The organism is Bacillus sp. TH17 (genome assembly GCF_016651125.1).
GTDB classification, from domain to species: Bacteria; Bacillota; Bacilli; order Bacillales; family Bacillaceae_G; genus Bacillus_A; species Bacillus_A mycoides.
In genome coordinates this window covers 3,215,170-3,236,194 of sequence record NZ_JAEKEN010000001.1, presented here as the reverse complement: position 1 = coordinate 3,236,194, position 21,025 = coordinate 3,215,170, and the positions used below count along the sequence as shown (strand labels likewise).

At 36.2% G+C, this 21,025-nt stretch carries 15 protein-coding genes and 1 pseudogene; 14 read left to right on the top strand and 2 right to left on the bottom strand.

Annotated features, from left to right (window positions below; all coding sequences use genetic code 11):
* Window positions 1-24 precede the first annotated feature (24 nt).
* From JFT95_RS16345 to JFT95_RS16320, 6 genes are all read left to right on the top strand, one after another.
* Window positions 25-1,482 (top strand): distal tail protein Dit, encoded by a 1,458-nt coding sequence (locus JFT95_RS16345; RefSeq protein WP_201052813.1) that lies wholly within the window; start codon window positions 25-27, stop codon window positions 1,480-1,482.
* Window positions 1,479-5,801 carry a phage tail spike protein gene (locus tag JFT95_RS16340; RefSeq protein WP_201052812.1) on the top strand — a complete coding sequence of 1,441 codons (4,323 nt, stop codon included), beginning with the start codon at window positions 1,479-1,481 and terminating at the stop codon, window positions 5,799-5,801. Before JFT95_RS16345 ends, JFT95_RS16340 begins: the two co-directional genes overlap by 4 nt.
* 23 nt (window positions 5,802-5,824) lie before the next feature.
* Window positions 5,825-6,211, top strand: a complete 387-nt coding sequence (locus JFT95_RS16335; RefSeq protein WP_201052810.1) for a hypothetical protein — start codon at window positions 5,825-5,827, stop codon at window positions 6,209-6,211.
* 120 nt (window positions 6,212-6,331) lie between these two features.
* Complete coding sequence (locus tag JFT95_RS16330) at window positions 6,332-7,756, top strand: outer membrane protein assembly factor BamB family protein (RefSeq protein WP_201052808.1); 1,425 nt, start codon at window positions 6,332-6,334, stop codon at window positions 7,754-7,756.
* 87 nt (window positions 7,757-7,843) lie between these two features.
* A complete protein-coding gene (locus tag JFT95_RS16325; RefSeq protein WP_201052806.1) occupies window positions 7,844-8,269 on the top strand; it encodes a phage holin family protein in 426 nt (141 codons plus the stop codon).
* Window positions 8,269-9,075, top strand: coding sequence for a GH25 family lysozyme (locus JFT95_RS16320; RefSeq protein WP_201038939.1), 807 nt, complete (start codon window positions 8,269-8,271; stop codon window positions 9,073-9,075). The genes JFT95_RS16325 and JFT95_RS16320 overlap by 1 nt, the downstream gene beginning before the upstream one ends.
* 354 nt (window positions 9,076-9,429) lie before the next feature.
* On the opposite strand, the gene JFT95_RS16315 is transcribed toward JFT95_RS16320, so the two are convergent.
* Entirely contained in the window at window positions 9,430-10,533 is a 1,104-nt protein-coding gene (locus JFT95_RS16315; RefSeq protein WP_201053704.1) for a hypothetical protein, read from the bottom strand.
* A gap of 54 nt (window positions 10,534-10,587) precedes the next feature.
* Window positions 10,588-11,145: a DUF7018 domain-containing (lipo)protein gene (locus JFT95_RS16310; protein WP_201052805.1), complete on the bottom strand. Its 558-nt coding sequence runs from the start codon at window positions 11,143-11,145 to the stop codon at window positions 10,588-10,590.
* A gap of 224 nt (window positions 11,146-11,369) precedes the next feature.
* Between JFT95_RS16310 and spoVFB the strand changes: the two are divergent.
* The 8 genes and pseudogenes from spoVFB to JFT95_RS16270 form a co-directional block, all read left to right on the top strand.
* Window positions 11,370-11,558 (top strand): annotated as a pseudogene (spoVFB, locus tag JFT95_RS16305) (dipicolinate synthase subunit B); the annotation flags it as partial.
* 149 nt (window positions 11,559-11,707) lie between these two features.
* The gene (gene asd / locus JFT95_RS16300) at window positions 11,708-12,754 is read left to right on the top strand and encodes an aspartate-semialdehyde dehydrogenase (RefSeq protein WP_002014577.1); all 1,047 of its coding nucleotides are present in this window, start codon (window positions 11,708-11,710) and stop codon (window positions 12,752-12,754) included.
* A gap of 23 nt (window positions 12,755-12,777) precedes the next feature.
* Window positions 12,778-14,010, top strand: coding sequence for an aspartate kinase (gene dapG / locus JFT95_RS16295; RefSeq protein ID WP_002088068.1), 1,233 nt, complete (start codon window positions 12,778-12,780; stop codon window positions 14,008-14,010).
* A gap of 11 nt (window positions 14,011-14,021) precedes the next feature.
* Window positions 14,022-14,900: a 4-hydroxy-tetrahydrodipicolinate synthase gene (gene dapA, locus JFT95_RS16290; RefSeq protein WP_002014579.1), complete on the top strand. Its 879-nt coding sequence runs from the start codon at window positions 14,022-14,024 to the stop codon at window positions 14,898-14,900.
* A 607-nt stretch (window positions 14,901-15,507) separates the two neighbouring features.
* Window positions 15,508-17,178 (top strand): ribonuclease J, encoded by a 1,671-nt coding sequence (locus JFT95_RS16285; RefSeq protein ID WP_002014581.1) that lies wholly within the window; start codon window positions 15,508-15,510, stop codon window positions 17,176-17,178.
* 102 nt (window positions 17,179-17,280) lie between these two features.
* Window positions 17,281-18,030 carry a translocation-enhancing protein TepA gene (gene tepA, locus JFT95_RS16280; protein ID WP_002014582.1) on the top strand — a complete coding sequence of 250 codons (750 nt, stop codon included), beginning with the start codon at window positions 17,281-17,283 and terminating at the stop codon, window positions 18,028-18,030.
* Window positions 18,027-18,230 carry a YlzJ-like family protein gene (locus JFT95_RS16275; RefSeq protein WP_002088064.1) on the top strand — a complete coding sequence of 68 codons (204 nt, stop codon included), beginning with the start codon at window positions 18,027-18,029 and terminating at the stop codon, window positions 18,228-18,230. Before tepA ends, JFT95_RS16275 begins: the two co-directional genes overlap by 4 nt.
* A 214-nt stretch (window positions 18,231-18,444) precedes the next feature.
* Complete coding sequence (locus tag JFT95_RS16270; RefSeq protein WP_002014584.1) at window positions 18,445-20,829, top strand: DNA translocase FtsK; 2,385 nt, start codon at window positions 18,445-18,447, stop codon at window positions 20,827-20,829.
* Window positions 20,830-21,025 lie beyond the last annotated feature (196 nt).

Below are 21,025 nucleotides of genomic sequence, written 5' to 3'. Positions count from 1 at the left end.
TTTATAGAGAAATGAGGTGTCAAAATGAGTTCTTTTACCTTTAACAATGAACGTAAAGAATTTGTCCAAATTTCAAAAGGATGGAAAAGACCTACTTGGGCGCCATTGAAACGAAACTTTCTAAGTGTTCCTGGTTATCCTGGTGCAAGATTATTAAACACACAAACAGAAATGCGTATCTTATCTATTCCTGTAGGAATTATAGTCCCTAATGGTTCGGATTTAGAATCGTTGAAAGAAGAAATTGCAGATTGGTTAATAACAGATCAACCAACAGAGCTTATTTTTGATGTAGAACCAAATAGAACATATTTAGCAGTTGTGGATGATAGTTTTGATCCAGATGAATTTGTAACACTTGGTCAGGGCGTTCTTAAATTTATTTGTCCAATGCCTTATAAACTAGGACCTACTCGAACGGTAGAATTTCAAATGGATGGGCGTGGGTTAATAGCGAATGTTCAAAACAAGGGAAGCGTGGAATCTAATCCACTTTTAGAAATCGAAGTAACGAAACCTTCCACATTTCTTGATGTATGGAATGGAACGAATTACTTTCGCATTGGATATCCGCTTAAAGCTGATCAAGTTCCTGTTGAAAGGAATCAGCGAGTATTGTGGGATGAAATGTCAACTACTGTGGGATGGACAAATGTTCCTAAAACAGAAGATATGAAGGGTGGAGGGAAGTTTAAAACAGATGGATATCGTTTTATGGCTGAATATCTAGGTGAACCTACAGTAAAAGGATGGCATGGTTGCATAGCCAAAAAGAATATTCCACAAGGGCCATTACAGGATTTTATTATGCAAGCGTATGTTGGAGTAAGAAGCTTACAGTGGGATCAAATGGGACGCGTAGAAATTGGGCTTCTTGATGAAAATAGCGATTATGTTGCTCGTATATCTATGAGTGATGTTCAATGGGAAGCTGAGCAGAATAGTGGATTTGCTTCTGTTGGAAATCGAAAAAAGCCAAGTGGTCAAGTATTTATTAACGAAACAGGCGACCATCCTAATACCTGGAATCAATATCGTGGTCGATTGTGGTTAGCGAGAACAGGGAATAGATGGGAAGCTTATATTTCAAGGTTTAAAGATGGTACGGAAATTGATGATTCAGAACGCTTTGTCGTGTGGATAGATGAAAATAATGTAAACATGACTAAAATTGCACAGGTTCAAATTAGTGTCTGTCAATTCTCGAATAATATGTTCTGTCAAAACATGTCTATTGATGATTTGAAAATATGGAAAGTCAATATGAATACACAAGATAATCCACCGTATATTTTCGATGTTGGAGATAAAGTAGTCATTGATACAGAGAGAAGTCTTGTCACGATAAATGGTAAGAGTGCTATTAATCTAAAAGATATATTTAGTGATTATCCTGTTATTCATAAGGGTTTAAATAAACTAGAAATCATGCCTTCCACTGTCGGAACAGCCAAAGTAACGTATAGGGAGCGATTTAGATGAGGACACCAAGCGGAATTTTACATGTTGTTGATTTTAAAACAAGTCAAATCGTTTCCAATATACAATCAAAAGATTATTGGGACGATAAACGACATTGGGAGATAAAAAATAACATTGATACATTAGAGTTGAAAGTATTTGATAATACAGATCATGCAGCTACACTCATGCAGCAAAATTTAGTTTTAAAAGAGGTAAGGGATGGACGGATTGTTCCGTATGTCATTACTGAAACTGAAAAAAATTCAGATGATAGATCCATTATTGCTTATGCATCTGGTGAATGGATTCAACTAGCGAAGGCTGGCATAATCAACCCGCAGAAGATTGAAGGTAAAACAGTCAATGAGTTTATCGATATGGCTCTGGTGGGTACGAAGTGGAAAAGAGGAAAAACAGAATACGCTGGCTTCCACACGATGACGATTGATGAATTTATAAATCCATTAAAATTTTTAAAAGATATTGCGTCCTTATTCGAATTAGAAATCCAATACCGTGCGGAAGTTGTAGGCTCTCAAATTGTAGGCCGTTATGTAGATATGGTGAAGAAGCGAGGGCGTGATACTGGTAAAGAAGTAACTCTTGGTAAAGATTTGATGGGTATCAAACGAATTGAGAATTCCCAAAACATCTGTACAGCCCTATTAGGGTTCGTGAAAAAAGAAGGTGGGGACTTTATAACCATCTCTAGTATTAATAATGGAGTCCCTTATCTCGTAGACAATGATGCGTTTCAGCGATGGAATGAGCGTGGTCAATATAAATTTGGCTTTTATACTCCAGAAACAGAAGAAGATATAACGCCACAACGCCTTTTAACTCTCATGAAAATAGAAATGGCCAAACGTATAAATACATCTTATATATATGATGTTCAAGCGCAAAGTATTGGGCGTGTATTTGGATTAGCTCATGAGCTGATTAATGAAGGAGATATAATCCGAATTAAAGATACAGGTTTTAAACCAAAACTGTATTTAGAAGCAAGAGTAATTGCTGGTGATGAATCTTTTACTGATCCTACACAAGATAAATATGTGTTTGGTGATTATCGTGAAATTGTGGATGCTAACGAAGAATTAAGGAAGTTATACAATAAAATTCTTGCTTCATTAGGAGATAAACAAGAATTATTAGACAGGCTGGATGAACTTGTTAAAGAAACGGCTGAAACAGCTAACAATGCTCAAAAAGAATCTGAAGCCGCAAAAAAACTTGCTGAAAAAATACAAGAAAACATAAAGAACTATCAAACGACTATCATTGAAAGTAAAACAGCGCCGACTACAGGATTGGAAGCGGGTAAAACAATATGGCGAGATATTAGTAACGGGAAACCTGGTATTTTAAAAATATGGAACGGTAACGGGTGGGAATTGCTGATTCCTGATGTAGAAGCAGTAAAGAAAGAGACACTGGAGCAGGTCAATAAGGATATTCAGTCCACAAAAGAAGAGTTAAATAAGAGAGTGGAAGAAGCACAAAACGAAACCGCTGGACAATTTAATGTAGTAAATGAAAATCTTCAAGAGGTTTCTCGAACTATTAAAAGTGTACAAAGCTCCCAAGGTGGAATTAATAAAACTGTCTCTGAAATGAAACAAACCAATGAAGGTTTTACTAAATCTATTGAATTATTAACAAAAAAAGACGGTGAAATCACTGAAAAATTAAATACAGTAGTAGAGACTTCCGAAGGTACAAAAAAGATAATCTCTGAGGTGCAGCAAACAACAAATGATTTAAAGAAAACCACAACTGAAATTACAGAAAAAGCTGGGAAAATCAGTGAGAAATTAGAGAGCGTAGAACAGAAGGTTGCTAACGATAAAGCAGGAGGGCGTAACCTTCTATTAGATTCAAATGTTAAATATGAAAAAACGGATTATTTAATCAATCAATACAATTCGACTGAAAATTTCTCTACAGGTGAGGAATATATCTTTGTAATCAAAGGGAGTGTCTCACAAGGTCAGAAATTTGGAATTTGGCAGAATGATGGTTCAAATAATGTTGGATATGCAACAAGCATTTATGCCAGCGGAATTACTTATGTGACATTTAAAGCTGTTGCGGCTACGGGTGGAAATGAACGAAAGTTAAGTTTATATAACTATCCAAGTAATGCCACAAAAGCTACTGTAGAATGGGTTGCTTTGTACAAAGGTAACAAACCGCAAGATTGGACACCAGCTCCAGAAAACCAAGTAACAAATGAGGAATTCACTAAGAAAACAACTGAGATTACAAAAAGTGTGGACGGTATTAAAGAAAGTATTAAAACAGTTGAACAAACACAAGGCAAATTTAGTGAACGTGTTAACACTGTAGAAAAGAATGCAGAAGGAACAACTGCAAGTGTTAAGAAATTACAGGAAACACAAACTGAGCAAGGAAAGACGCTTAGCGAGGCTACTACAACAATAGGTCAACATAGCGAAGCATTGAAGTTAACAATGAAAAAGAAAGATGTTGAGGATTATGTAGGTGGTTTAGGTACTGTCAATGAGTTGCGTGATACTGATTTTAAGTTAGGACAGAAATACTGGATTTGGAATAATGGTAATGGGGCTGTTGGTTCAGTTGATACAAATTTAAAATACAAAGGTATGAATACATTCTCAATTACCGTTACTGGACAGACTCAAGATCGTTGGTGGGGTCTAACAAGTCAATTCATTGAGTGTCAAGTTAACGAGGAATTTGTTGCATCAGGTTATTTCAATACTGACGGGAAAACACCTATTGATAGTGGCGGTGCATTTATTGAAATTGAATGGTGGACTGCTGACAAAAAAACTCGTGTTAAAACAGCTAGAGCTAATGTCAAGGTTGTAAATAATACGTGGGTTCGTGCTGTATGTACAGACCAAGCACCTGCTAATGCATCGTTCGTGAGATGGCGTTATTATGTTACAAGAAATGGGCGTTTGTGGTGTGCCGCACCTATGTTGCAACGTGGCACTATAGCAAGTGAATTTTGGTTACATCCGAAAGATCAAACTGATGTTGACAAGATGTTGGAAGATATAGCTGATAGAGTAGCAACTGAGGATTACAATAAAAAAGTAACGGACATTGAGAGGGAAATAAAAGCTACAGCAGACGGCATTGAAATAACCTCGAATAAACAAGAAAAATTTATTAATGAGACTTATGCCGCTTATGTAAAAGAAACTGGATCTAAGATTAAAGTTTTAGATGAAGGAATTCTGGCAGAAGTTAAAAAAGGAAATATCATTGCAGCTATTAATTTATCATCGGAAAAATTAGTAATTGATGTTGCAAAGGTAAATATTAATGCAGATACAATGGTGAAATGGTTAACTGCAAAAGGTATTGATACGAATGTCATAAACGTTAATGGTGATAAAATTACCATTGATAAAAATGGTGTAACTGTTAAAATGCTAGACTTCCTATTCCAAGACGAATGGGGAACAAAAACAACTGCGGTATCAAGAAGAAACTTAATAGCAGATTCCGATTTTTCTAGTGTTGGAAAGAACAATATAGGAAATGCAGATTACTATGGGTTTGAAGGTGGATATGGTTTAACTTGGAAGTCGCAGGGCAATGTAGTGATAGAAAAAAATACATCTGTATTTGATTACGAACAAATGGTTAATGCAGCAAGGGTAGATATGTACAACTATCCAGAAGCAGTGGTTAACAATGGGATACATCCAGGAAACGAATATACATTATCTGCACATTTTAGAGCATCTATGATAAATGGTGTACGTAAGACAGCGAAACCACGTTTGCATGTATGCTGTGTTAAGTTTAGGGATAATGTTTCCTATGACATATGGAATGAACAAAAAATTGACTTCCCTGAGCCAAGTATTTTTTATGGAGAAATCAGAAGATATTCATTCACTTTTAAGGTACCAACAAACTATAAACCACAAGAACATGCACTTATTATTAAAGTCTGTTCTGCAAATGGACAAATAACTGGTGCACAAACAGCGGTTTGTGTATCAGGTGTAACACTATACAGCGGTAAATATGCATCTATGTATAACTGGGATCGAGCGGCAGCAGAAAGAGCCGCTGGTCTTCAGCCGTTTAATTCAATTGCTGTAGGTAGTGTAAATAACAACATAGGTCCGGCACCTGATGGTCAAACGTTCGATATATCAACAGAAAAAGAAGTTAAGTTCTTAACCAACATACGAGCGGTGCAAGGCGTTAACCTGGGGGGAAATCAGTTCCAAGGCTGGGGGCATATAAGATTTGTAGACGGTAACCGTGGTATTGGTTTTTATGTAAACAATTCAAACGGATGGCACTTTAATGCGCTTGGATAGAAAATAGGAAGGAGATAAGAATCATGGAACAATACAAAGATTTACAAGGCATGCCAGTACAACCCAATGAAGGGACTCCATTTCTAGGACGTCTGGTTGATCTCGAGCGTGCGGATGATGGAGTAGTATTGAAAATACCGTTCGACATGTTAGATAACGCCGGTATATCAAGAGGAAGTAATAAAGTTGAAGTGTGGAGGGAAATGTCTGATGGAACAATTTGTTTCCGGATCGCAACAAGGTGCGAAATATGTAAACGCGGTGCACGCTTATATGAATTAGAAACAAATTTCGGTAAAAAGAAACTTTGTGCAGAGGACTATTTCGCATTTACTGGCCAACGCCCACCACAAGAAGGAACTTCAACAACAATTGAAAATACAACACAAACAGATCAGGAGCAGCGATAGCTGGTCTTTTTTCTATTGCTATTTATATCAGCTCTTTTAGTATTAGGATAATTAATTGTAATATATAATAAATATGATATTATTGTTGTGTAATTTAATATCACATTTAGGAGGTATATCATGAAAAAGAAGTTTATGTTAATGATGCTTCTGTTTGCATTGATGGTAGGGGTACATCCTAATTCAATGACCAAAGCTGAGACCATTAACACACAAGGGAAACAATTTGAACAAGGTAAATATGATTTAGAGGCAGAAGCTCCCTTCGGGCAACATTGGAACAGAAACTCTCCTTATGCAGGAACAGAAACACCTAATGTAAAATGGGAAAATAAACTCTATGCAAAAGACGGTTATGATTATAGTGGTCAGTATCAAACCGGCGGTTATCAAACTTTTGGTAATCAGCCGGCAATTGGTCGTGACGGTACAATCTATATAGGTAATGTAAATGGAAAATTATATGCTTTTAATAAAGACGGTTCAACAAAATGGATTAAAGATAAATTAACTACGATGTATGGTTCACCAGTTATAGCAGAAGATGGGACTATTTATGTACCTGGTGAATCTCTATTAACAGCTTTGAGTCCAGATGGATCAATTAAATGGCAGATTAAAATAAATGCTGTTGAAACACCAATTTTAGGTAAAGACGGGACTATTTACGTACATAATAACGGGAGGCATCGATTAGAGGCCTATACCCCTGATGGAACACTGAAATGGGGGTCAAATGAAATTTTTAGTGGGAGAAACAACGTACTTTCTTCGATGCTTTCACAAAATGGGACAATTTATACTGTAGTTACAAGTGGCGAGACTAATTATCTTTATGCTCATGACCAGAACGGAAAAGAATTATGGAAAAAATATGTTTGGAGTAATGGAGGTAATACCGGATTTACTCTTGGCTTAAATGATGAAATATATATTAATGGCGGGAGTAAGTTTTATGTGTTTGATAAAAATGGGGATTTAATAAAAGAATGGAAATGGCATCCGTACAACCCTTCATATGCATTTTCTGCTCCTGCTATTAATTCTAAAGATGGAACAATTTATGTCAGTGGAGCAGATGGTTTATATGCCTATAATCCAGACTATACATTGAAGTGGAAATATGTTGCTAATAGCTTTAAGGGGGCGCCAATAATAGATAAAAATGGCGTAGTTTATATTACTACTACAAATGGCGTTGGTGGAGTATATGCAATAAACCCAGATGGCACGCTTAAATGGAGGCTCCCAAAGACGTACTTTATAATAGATAACTTTTCAAATAGTTCTATGACTCTGGGTAAAGATGGGACTTTATATGTTAGGGCAACGGGAGGAACTAATATGAATGATACATATCATTCACTAATTGCTATTGGAGACTCTTATACAGACAATGTATGTACTAAAGATAGTACATACATGGAAGTACTTAAATCACTGCAAGCGAAAAGTAGGAATGCTAAATTAACAGATGAAGAGAAGAAAGAAGCACATGATATTTTGAAGAAATTATCGGATGATCTTGATAAAACAGATAAATAAACTCAATTGGATTAATACAATTAAATGGTTTTTGAGAAAAGAGAGACAAGTGTCTCTCTTTTTTATTGTAAATAAGGAGATGAAAAGATGGATCGTATTGATGTATTAATGAAAACATTTATAGCTACATTCGGTGGCTTTTGTGGGTATTTCTTGGGAGGATGGGATGCAACATTGAAAATCTTAGTAACAATGGCAGTTATTGATTATTTAACTGGCATGATAGCAGCAGGATATAACGGAGAACTAAAAAGTAAAGTTGGTTTCAAAGGCATCGCCAAAAAGGTGGTGCTTTTTCTTTTGGTTGGGGTTGCAACTCAATTAGATGCAGTGTTTGGAAGTAACAGCGCTATTCGTGAAGCGACTATTTTCTTCTTCATGGGTAATGAGTTACTTTCACTTTTAGAAAATGCTGGTCGTATGGGGATTCCGCTCCCACAAGCTTTAACAAATGCAGTTGAGATTTTAGGCGGTAAACAAAAACAAGAAGATAGAAAAGGAGATGTTAAGTAATGGGACATATTATTGATATTTCAAAATGGAATGGTGACATTAACTGGCCTATAGCAAAGCAATACATTGATTTCATCATCGCTCGTGTGCAGGATGGTTCAAATTATGTGGATCCATTGTATAAAGGCTATGTACAAGCTATGAAGCAGCATGACGTTCCGTTTGGTAACTATGCATTCTGTCGTTTTGTTTCTATAGAAGATGCAAAAGTAGAAGCTCGTGATTTCTGGAATCGCGGTGATAAGAATGCGACAGTCTGGGTAGCGGATGTTGAAGTAAAAACAATGAATGATATGAGAGCGGGCACACAAGCATTTATTGATGAACTACGCCGATTAGGTGCTCAGAAAGTTGGTTTATACGTTGGTCATCATATGTATGCTCCATTCGGAATGGCAAATGTTAATTGTGATTTCGTATGGATTCCACGCTATGGAGGGAATAAACCAGCATACCCTTGTGATATTTGGCAGTACTCTGAAACTGGTAATGTACCTGGTATCGGCAAGTGTGATTTGAATTCTCTAATTGGTAGCAAATCGTTAGCTTGGTTTACAGAAGAGAAACAGCCAGAACAAGCTATTGCTAATGTTGGCTATCAATATGTTAAATCTGGTGGTTTTGGAATTTCATTGGTCCAGGAAGTCGTAAACGCTATGAATGAGCGTGGAACAAAAGGGAAAGTTGTCTCTGATCCATTAACTGGTTTAGCGTATTTACAAACTGAAGTTTTACCAAATGGTGAACTTGATAAAATTACAGCTTGGATGGACGAAAGAAACTGGTGGTACGAGTATTTGAAATAATACAAAAGAATAGTTTTACGAATAAAAATGTTACCTGATTCTATAGGTAGGTATTTATATATTGATTTTCATCTTTATAGATGTTAGTGTAAAGGTACCGTTTCTTATTTATCTATGAACCAGTATCTGTAGAACGAATAGATTAATTTGAAAAAATCCCCTTGTGCACTCATATGCAAAAGGGGATTTTTATTTTTATGAGATTTAAAATTTACTTTTAGATAATGCTTTAAGTATTGGTTTTACAATCAAACCCATTAAACGAAAACCTTTAAATATAGAGCGTACAACCTTCATGGAGATGCCCCCTAAATCAAATAATATATCAAGTATGTATTATTTTTTCTTTAAGAATTAACCCTCTGTTTTGCTTATTTCGTCTAGTGTCATATTCATAGTAGCTATATACTTAAATATGGCTTGAAAATTTCCCACAGCCTTTTCATCATCTTTTTCGTCTAAACCTACAAATACTTGGTCTATTGTCATTTCAATTGCTTTCACATCGTCTCTTAGTTGAGTTTGGTAGTAATCGTACTCTTTAGGAGGGGCGAGATCTTTTAACTTCCTAAGTTGTTCCTTTACTATTTCAAACTGTTTCTTTAACTCCGCTTGATTTGTTTTTAATGTTGTATCGTTTGCTACTATTGGTTGTGTAGCTTGTATCGCATCTATAAACTGTTTATTAAGTGTATCTATCTTTTCTTTATACTGTCCCATATTTAATGGGGCATGAACCTCTGTTATCATGTCTTTATCTTTATTTTCTCGTTCTTCACTTAATGTCCCTTTGATTCCTGATTCTTTAATTACTGGTTCTTTAATTACTGATTCTTTCACTACTTTCTTGTTTGACTCTTCTTCCCTTACTACCTCTTTGCTTGCTTCCTCAGTCTTCTCCTTTTTCTCTAACTCGTCTTTCTCTTTGTGTATCTTATCTACCTCTTTGTTTGCAGTCTCTAAAGCCTCTTTATCGGCTACCACTTCAAGCCATTTACGAAAGGCTTGTGAATGAATAGAAGTTGCTTCAATCATCTTAGACTCAGCTTTGGAATAATCATTATTCCTTTTATTGTTCATGTTTGCTAGTTGTAACTCTATACCTTCTCGCATAAGCTCCATTGAATTGACTATCTTTTTATGGGTTTCTTCACTCTTACTATCAGGTTTTAGTTCTTCGAATTTAAAAGATAGTTCCATTAATTTGTTAAGTGCAGCCTTGTAATTAGCGTCACCAACAACTGCATTATTTCTGGAAGTTTCAGCTTTATACCATTCACCTTCTAATTCATATAAGGCATTCTCATATTTTGTAGACTCGGCACTTGCAGTTTCTGTAGAGGGCTCTGTAGTAGTTTCACTTGAAACTGATTCTTTTAAATGGTCTTTTGATGTGCTACAACCCACTCCTAATAACATTATTGGAAGTGCTAAACATATTAGTTTTTTTGCTTTCATTTTTCTATTACCCCTTATTCAGTCGTATGATTGTATGTATAATTTCAAGTTACCTTATTTCTTTTGGAGTTCTTTTACTTTCTTATCCATCACCTTAGACATAGCATCTTTGTTTTCTTTACCTAATTGGAAAGCCGCTTCTCTCCACTGTTCTCCATCCATACCTGACATATGAGGGACACTATTCATAATAGCTAAACTAACTTCGTTTGCATCTTTACCTTTTGCGTCTAGTATAAACTTTGTCCCTTTTCTTGCGTCAGTAACACCTTCTAGTACAAGTTTATGGGTATCTTTATACTTATCAGGTACTTTTATGTTTTCCATTCTGTCTAAAGCTTCATCCATAGCATCTACTGTTTTAAATACTTCTTTATACTTCTCATCACCTTTTTGTGCGTTACCTAAACCTATTAATATGTTATCCTTTTTAAATTGAAACTCTAATAATTGCTCGTAAATATGACTTGGATACTGTTCCTCAGATATTTTAGTTTTTAACATTGCTTTACTAGCTTCTTCAGTCTTAGGAGTAGAATCTTTATCTCCTACCCCACAACCGAACAATAATAGAACTGGAACTGTTAATGCTATGAGTTTCGTTGCTTTCATTATGTATTCCCCTTTTAGAAAGTATTGTAATTAATTAACATATTGTACCATAACATAAATTATAAATGTTAGATATACAAATTTCCTATCTTTACCGTGGAATTCATTTAGTGTATTAATGAAGAAGGTGATATACATGCTTGGAAATGAAAATAAATTTACAGCCTGTGAAATGGACATATAATAGAAGAAAAAAGAAATATTTATATTGTCATCACCCTGTTGGAGTCAACCTCATGCGCCTAATGGCTACAAAAGACATCTACTTTGTACCATTTGGCCAAGATGCACCAGAGAAAAAACCGAACTCAATGGTAGCTCGTATGGAGTTACTTGAAGATACAGTATTGGAAGCGCTACAAGGAAAACAATTACAACCTGTTGTTGTAGAAAAATTCAGATATATGAATTGAAAAACGAAAAAAACGTACAATTTTTGTTGAAACCATCATTCTTACTGTAGAATATGATAAAATTAACGTTATTAAGATTAGAGGGGGCATTGTAAGCTCCTTCTAATTCTAAGTTATAGAAGGATTGGTATCTAGAAAGGGGCATAGTGATGGAAAAGCAAAAAACTTTTCATGTCGCTGTAGTTGGAGCAACCGGCGCAGTTGGTGAACAAATGTTAAATACTTTAGAGAAACGAGAATTTCCAATTGGGAAGTTAACGTTACTTTCATCTAAACGATCTGCAGGTAAGAAACTTGTATTTAAAGGCGAAGAATTTACAGTTCAAGAGGCAACTCCTGAAAGTTTTGAAGGAGTAGATATTGCACTATTTAGTGCAGGTGGATCTGTATCGAAACAATTAGCGCCAGAAGCAGCAAAGCGCGGTGCAATTGTTGTTGATAATACAAGTGCATTCCGTATGACAGAAAACGTGCCACTTGTTGTACCTGAAGTAAATGAAAATGATTTAAAAGAACATAATGGTATTATTGCAAATCCAAACTGTTCTACAATTCAAATGGTAGTAGCTCTTGAACCAGTTCGCCAGCAATATGGTTTAAAACGAGTAATCGTTTCCACATATCAAGCTGTATCAGGTGCTGGTGCGGCAGCTATTGAAGAACTTCATGAACAATCACAAGCAATCTTAAATGGCGAAGAAGTAAAGGCGAATGTTTTACCTGTATCAGGTGACGAAAAGCATTTCCAAATCGCTTTTAATGCTATTCCACAGATTGATAAATTCCAAGATAATGGATTTACATTCGAAGAAATGAAAATGATTAATGAAACGAAAAAAATTATGCATATGCCTGAATTAGAAGTAGCTGCGACATGTGTACGTTTACCAGTTGTATCGGGTCATTCCGAGTCTGTGTACATTGAAGTAGATAAAGAAGGCGTAACAGTAGAAGAAATGAAAAACTTACTTGCAAATGCAGAAGGTATTGTACTGCAAGATAATCCAGCAGAGCAGTTATATCCAATGCCAGCTACTGCAGTAGGTAAAAATGAAGTATTCGTTGGAAGAATCCGTAAAGATTTAAATAATGATAAAGGATTCCACCTTTGGGTCGTATCTGATAACTTATTAAAAGGCGCTGCATGGAATTCTGTTCAAATTGCAGAGCGCTTAGTAAAATTACAATTAGTGTAAACGGCTAAGAGAAGGTGCAAAATATGAAAATTATTGTTCAAAAATTTGGTGGTACATCAGTACGTGATGACAATGGGCGCAAGCATGCGCTTCACCATATAAAAAAATCGTTAGCTGCTGGTTATAAAGTAGTTACTGTTGTATCAGCAATGGGCCGTAAAGGTGAACCGTATGCAACTGATACGTTATTAAGTCTTGTAAATCAAGAGGAACCTAATATTTCTAAACGTGAGCAAGATTTATTATTATCATGCGGAGAATTAATCTCAGCAATTGTTTTCTCTAACATGTTGAATGAGAATGGTATAAAAGCAGCAGCATTAAATGGTGCGCAAGCTGGTTTTGTAACGAATAATGACTTTACGAATGCTAAGATTATTGAAATGAATTGCGATCGTATACATGAAGAGTTACAAAATGTAGATGTTATCGTCGTGACTGGATTCCAAGGTCAAACGAAAAATGGAGATACGACAACACTTGGACGCGGAGGTAGTGATACCTCAGCTTCAGCATTAGGTGTTGCGCTTCATGCTGAATATATCGATATCTTCACAGATGTTGAAGGTGTTATGACTGCGGATCCTCGTATCGTAAAAGATGCACGTCATCTTCAAACTGTAACATATAACGAGATTTGTAACATGGCTTATCAGGGTGCGAAAGTTGTTCATCCGCGTGCGGTTGAAATTGCGATGCATGCAAAAGTACCACTTCGTGTACGTTCTACGTATTCTGATAGTGAAGGTACGCTTATTGCGGCATATGATGGTGCTACAAAAGGGCAGGATGTAGAAGAACGTCCTGTTACAGGGATTGCCCATGTGTCAAACGTAACGCAAATTAAAGTGCTTGCAAAAGAAACTGCATATGATTTACAACAACACGTGTTTAAAGAAATGGCTAATGAAGGGATTAGTGTGGATTTAATTAACATTTCTCCTACTGGTGTAGCTTACACAGTAAAGGATAGTGTATCAGCGCGTGCAGTTGAGGTTTTAAAGCAACTTGGATATGATCCAGTGGTGACAGAGCATTGTGCGAAGGTTTCTATCGTTGGTGCTGGAATGGCAGGTATTCCAGGGGTTACAGCGAAAATTGTCACAGCTTTAGCGGAAAAAGGTATTCAAATTCTGCAATCAGCAGATAGTCATACGACAATTTGGGTTCTTGTAAAAGAAGCCGATTTAGTGGAGGCTGTGAATGCATTACATAGTGCATTTGAGCTTTCAAAAGAAAAGCAACTGGAACAATAAGGAGTGAGATCATGATAGATTTTGGGACAATTGCAACCGCGATGGTAACACCGTTTGATAAAAATGGTAATATCGATTTTGCAAAGACAACGAAATTGGTAAATTATTTAATTGATAACGGTACAACAGCAATCGTGGTAGGAGGGACGACTGGAGAATCTCCTACATTAACATCAGAAGAAAAAGTAGCGTTATATCGCCATGTCGTATCTGTTGTCGATAAAAGGGTGCCCGTCATCGCTGGAACAGGTAGCAATAATACGCATGCTTCTGTCGATTTAACAAAAAAGGCAACTGAAGTTGGTGTTGATGCAGTTATGCTAGTGGCACCGTATTATAATAAACCGAGTCAAGAAGGGATGTACCAGCACTTTAAAACAATCGCTGAAAGCACTCCGCTTCCGGTAATGCTATATAATGTTCCAGGACGATCTATTGTACAAATCTCCGTTGATACAGTTGTTCGTTTATCAGAAATAGAAAACATTGTTGCGATTAAAGATGCAGGCGGCGATGTATTAACAATGACAGAAATCATTGAAAAAACAGCGGACGACTTTGCAGTATACAGCGGTGATGATGGTTTAACATTACCAGCTATGGCAATTGGAGCAAAAGGTATTGTTTCTGTAGCATCTCATGTTATCGGGAATGAAATGCAAGAAATGATTGCTGCATTCCAAGCTGGAGAGTTCAAAAAAGCGCAGAAATTACATCAATTACTAGTAAAAGTAACGGATGCACTATTTATGGCGCCGAGCCCAACACCAGTAAAAACAGCATTACAAATGGTGGGATTAGATGTAGGTTCTGTACGTTTGCCACTTCTTCCATTAACGGAAGAAGAAAGAATAACGTTACAATCCGTAATGCAATCTATTCCTCGTTAATAAAAATGACCTAGTGTGAAACTAGGTCATTTTTATTTTGACTAACTATATGTAAGTGATGAAAATTAGCTATAGTTAATAGGCTGTAATAAGAAGGGGATGGCAGGGGGAGAATTAGTAAGAAACTGATTACAGAGATAAGATTTTTTTAGTGAATATCGTTTCATGTTTATGTAAAGAATTTACATGAATATTTTTCCATCAAACTCTTATTACGTAGGGAAAATAGTAAAACTGATATGAATTTTGCCCTCTTAAATTATAATCTCATTTTAGTGTCTTCTCTTGTCTTTCGCATAATTTAACTTGTGTTCTATTTCTTGTATCAGTTATAATATGGCTAAGTAGCTTAGTACGGGTATGCTTAGCAAAATTGGTAAAAATTAAGATTTAATGAAATTTTCATATCATATCGAATAAGATATTTGATTTATATAATGAAAGAGAGGTGAAACCTGGTTTAAAAAATTAACAAGGACATGATATCGCATAACGGTAAGGACATTCGTCTTGGACGGTGAATATATGGTGGTTGTAGAGTTTCCCCTGGTGTCTCTGCAATTTTAGTGAAATCAGTGTTTGCAAGATTTTTAAACCAGGCAACAACATGAAGAGAAAAGAGAATGAGTCTGTTAAAGTATTTGCTCTTGGCGGAGTAGGTGAAATCGGAAAAAACATGTACTGTGTTGAAATTGATTCTGAAATCTTTATTGTAGATGCCGGATTGATGTTCCCGGGAGATGAAATGTTTGGGATTGATATTGTTATTCCTGACATTACATATTTAGTAGAAAATCAAGAGCGAGTAAAAGGACTATTTATTACCCATGGTCATGAAGATCATATTGGTGGAATTGTTTATGTGCTTCGTAAATTATCTATTCCAGTATATGCGACGAAATTAACGGTAGGACTTATACAAGAAAAGCTTGGCGAAGCAGGAATGTTAGGCCGTGTAGACTTAAAAACAATTGACTCGAATTCAACAGTAGAGTTTAATTCAACAAATGTGTCATTCTTCGGAACGACACATAGTATTCCGGATTCTGTGGGTGTTTGTTTCCATACATCAAAAGGTGCTGTAGTATATACAGGAGACTTTAAATTTGATCAAACTCCAATCGGAAATAGTGGAGCAGATCTTGGGAAAATGGCGCAAATTGGAAATGAAGGCGTACTTTGCTTGTTATCTGATAGTACAAATGCTGAACGTCCTGGTTATACAGGTTCGGAAAAAGAAGTTGGTATAGAGATTTCTAAAGTATTCTATAGTTCAGAAGGACGTATTATTGTTGCTTCATTTGCATCGAATGTACACCGTATTCAACAAGTGTTTGATGCAGCTGCTGAAACTGGAAGGAAAGTAGCGGTAGTAGGACGTAGCATGGTGAAAGTGGTAGATATTGCAAGACGTCTTGGTTATTTAGATGTTCCAGAAGGCATGGTTATTTCATTACAAGAAATAGACAATTTCCCGGAAAAAAAGGTAGCTATCTTAACGACTGGTAGTCAAGGGGAACCGATGGCAGCCCTTTCTAGAATGGCGAAACAAGCTCATAAACAAATTTCAATTCGTAAAGGTGATACTGTTATTATTGCAGCTTCTCCAATTCCAGGAAATGAAGTATCTGTATCAAAAATTATTGACTTGTTATTTAGATCTGGTGCTGAGGTTATTTATTACGGTGAAAGAAAAGTTCACGTTTCAGGTCATGGTAGCCAAGAAGAATTAAAGCTGATGATAAATTTAATGAAGCCGAAGTATTTTGTACCCGTACATGGTGAGTTCCGTATGCAAAAAGCACATGCGTATTTAGCGGAAGATGTAGGTATTGCGAGAGAGAATATCTTTATCGTAGAAAAAGGCGATGTAATTGCTTTTGGTGACGATGAAGCAAAATTAGCTGGTAAAGTGCAAGCTGGTAATGTTTTAATTGATGGATTAGGTGTAGGTGACGTCGGTAACATCGTTCTTCGAGATAGAAAGATGTTATCTCAAGATGGAATTTTAGTTGTTGTTGTAACACTTGGTAAGGATGAAAAGAAAATAATCTCTGGTCCAGAAATTATTTCACGCGGCTTTGTATATGTTCGTGAATCAGAAGCATTAATCGAACGATCCACAGATATTGTACGTATGATTGTTGAACAATCAATTAAAGAATATACAATTGAATGGTCTATGTTGAAACAAAATATTCGTGAATTATTAGGGCAGTTCTTGTACGAAGAAACGAAGAGAAAGCCAATGATTTTACCGATTATTATGGAAGTATAAAGAAGGTCACCTTTACAGGTGATCTTTTTCTTTTTTAACCCTATCGAATGAAATTCATAACTTAAGAAATAATAGTTATATACGAGTGAAAGGGGATGCGATATGACAGAACGTGATCGTTATACAAATGAAGAAAAAGAAGCTGAGCCGAAAGAAGTTCCAAAAGAGGCTTCTATAGTGGAGAAAATTCAGCAACTTGGACAGACAAATGTACCACAAATGAATGAATCGCGTATTCATTGCTTAACAATTGTTGGGCAGGTGGAAGGTCATATTCAGTTGCCACCACAAAATAAAACAACAAAATATGAACACATCATTCCGCAAATTGTCGCGATTGAACAAAATCCAAAAATTGAAGGTTTACTGTTAATATTAAATACAGTTGGGGGTGACGTTGAAGCTGGATTAGCGATTTCTGAAATGGTGGCTTCGCTTTCAAAACCAACTGTATCTCTTGTTTTAGGAGGAGGGCATTCAATCGGTGTACCGATTGCGGTCTCAACTGATTATTCATTTATTGCCGAAACAGCGACGATGACAATTCATCCAATTCGTTTAACAGGTCTTGTTATAGGTGTGCCACAAACATTTGAGTATTTGGATAAAATGCAAGAAAGAGTCATTCGATTTGTGACAAAGCATTCGAAAGTAACGGAAGATCGTTTTAAAGAGCTTATGTTTGCAAAAGGGAATTTGACGCGAGATATTGGGACTAATGTAATAGGTGGAGATGCAGTGAAGTATGGTCTTATAGATGGTGTCGGTGGTATTGGTAGCGCACTTCGAAAATTAAACGAATTAATTGATGAACGCAAGGATAATAGTACAGAAGGGACAATGCTACAATGATTTTATATACAATTATGCCAGAGCAACTTGTGTATCCGGCCGATTATTCACAATGCGAAAGCCAAAAAGTTGTGAATATAAATGGCGTGGAATTAGTGGTTTCTGAGGAGGATAATCAATGTTACTCTATTGTACGTGTATTAAGTACGAATCCGTCTCACTACCTAGAGTTTGAGCCTGGACAGAAAATTACCTTTTAGCAAAAAGAAGGATTTTGTTTAGGAGCTATGGTATAATATAAAAAACAAGACGGTTGAGCAGCCATGAGTAGGCTGCTTTCTTCTGTTTATTTAACATTTTACAAGAAGTGTAAAAATAGAAGATATAAAGACCTGAAAAATAGAGAGAAAGACATGTAAGTAGATCTTTTTTATAAGAAAGTTGTACTTAATTTCTAGAACACGAGGTGAAGAAATGGCAAAACAAAAGCAAAGAGGGACGAAGGCTAAGGCAAGACGTACGATAAAGCCAACTTTGTATTATGAAATCGTCGGGTTGACTCTTTTTGCACTTTCGATTATTACGATTTTACAGCTAGGTGTTGTAGGGAAATCGTTTGTGTTATTTTTTCGCTTCTTCTTTGGTGAGTGGTACATAATTGGTGTGTTAGGTGTAATAGCTTTATCTGTTGCGTTTGTAATAAAGCGGGGATGGCCCAACCTTTTAAATAAACGGCTAATAGGTGTTTATTTAATTGTACTAGCAATATTAATGTTTAGTCATATTACATTATTTAACCTGCTTACGAAAGATGGAGCTGTGCAAAATACTTCTGTAATTGTTAGTACAAAAGATTACTTCTTCCTTGAAATGAAAAAGGGCCCGGATAGTGTTCATTTAGGTGGTGGTATGTTCGGTGCATTGATGTTCGCAACGTGCTACTTCTTATTTGACGAAGTAGGGGCATATATCATTGGAATTATTTTAGTTATTCTTGGAATACTTTGTATAACAAATAAACATATTGGAGAAGTACTTGCTCCGGTAGGGAGAATTCTTAGAAGTCAGTTTCAAGTAATGCAAGGGGATTATAAAGATTGGAAATCTCAAAGGGTCGCCGAGCAAACTGAAAAGAAAAAAACAACAAGAAGCAAGAGGCGTGAACGTGTTGCTGAACAAGAAGAAGCTATTGAGCCAGTAGAAGAAATAGAAATTGGTCCACCAATTATTTCGAATTTTACTGAGAATTATCCAGTACGTGAAGAGACGGAAAAGCAGATAGAAGAAAATGATTTAATCACTCCTCCGTTTATTGAAGAGGCAGTTCCGCCTGCGCCAGAAGAACAACCTCACAAGAAACGAGGAGAAAAAATCGTTGAATCGCTAGAAGGTGAAACGAAAGCACCTCCTATGCAATTTTCTAATGTGGAAAATAAAGATTATAAGCTTCCTTCGCTTGATATATTAAAGTTTCCCCAAAATAAGCAAGTTACAAATGAAAATGCGGAAATTTATGAAAATGCTCGTAAATTGGAACGTACATTCCAAAGTTTTGGTGTGAAAGCGAAAGTAACAAAAGTACATAGAGGTCCTGCAGTTACGAAATATGAAGTGTATCCTGATATGGGAGTAAAGGTAAGTAAAATTGTTAGTTTAAGTGATGATTTAGCGCTTGCTTTAGCAGCGAAAGACATTCGTATTGAAGCACCTATTCCCGGGAAATCAGCTGTAGGGATTGAGGTTCCGAATTCAGAAGTTTCTATGGTAACGCTGAGAGAAGTTCTTGATTCAAAGGCGAATAACCACCCAGAAGAGAAGTTATTAATCGGTCTTGGACGTGATGTTACAGGAGAGGCTGTATTGGCACGTTTAAATAAAATGCCCCATTTATTAGTAGCTGGTGCGACTGGTAGTGGAAAGAGTGTATGTATTAATGGAATTATTGTAAGTATTTTAATGCGTGCAAAACCGCATGAAGTAAAATTAATGATGATTGATCCGAAAATGGTAGAGTTAAATGTATATAACGGTGTTCCGCACTTATTAACACCAGTCGTAACTGATCCGAAAAAAGCATCACAGGCTTTGAAGAAAGTTGTGAGTGAAATGGAGCGTCGTTATGAATTATTCGCGCATAGCGGTACGCGTAACATTGAAGGATATAATGATTATATTAAAGAACATAATAGCCAATCGGAAGCGAAACAACCTGAATTACCATATATTGTAGTAATTGTGGACGAGTTAGCTGATTTAATGATGGTTGCTTCTTCGGATGTAGAAGATGCGATTATGCGTTTAGCGCAAATGGCACGTGCTGCTGGTATTCATTTAATTATTGCGACTCAGCGCCCGTCAGTTGATGTTATCACAGGTGTTATTAAAGCGAATATTCCATCGCGTATTGCATTTGCTGTATCTTCCCAAATAGATTCTCGAACGATTCTTGACGGTGGTGGTGCAGAAAAGTTGCTAGGTCGTGGAGATATGTTATTCATACCAATTGGTGCATCGAAACCTGTTCGTGTACAAGGGGCATTTTTATCAGATGATGAAGTTGAGAGAGTCGTAGAATCTGTTATTGCGCAGCAAAAAGCGCAATATCAAGAGGATATGATTCCACAAGATGTTCCTGAAACAAAGCAGGAAGTAGAAGATGAATTATACGATGAAGCGGTTCAGCTTGTAGTAGAAATGCAAACAGCATCTGTTTCTATGTTACAACGTAGATTTAGAGTAGGATATACGCGAGCAGCTCGTTTAATTGATGCCATGGAAATGAATGGTGTAGTAGGTCCTTATGAAGGTAGTAAACCAAGGGGAGTACTCATTAAAGATGTGCAAGAAAAAAGTTCTTAAAAAAAGCCTAATTGTTTTTACAATTAGGCTTTTTTATATGCTGTTTTTGTTATATACTATAGTCATTGACTAAGAAAGGGCTTACATTTTTAAGGGTCCTTTAGAATACGAATGCTTATCGTTTTGGTTTTCAAAACGTTCGATATTTAATGTAGAAAAATGTTGAAATCTGTTGACACATATGGGAGCAAGTGGT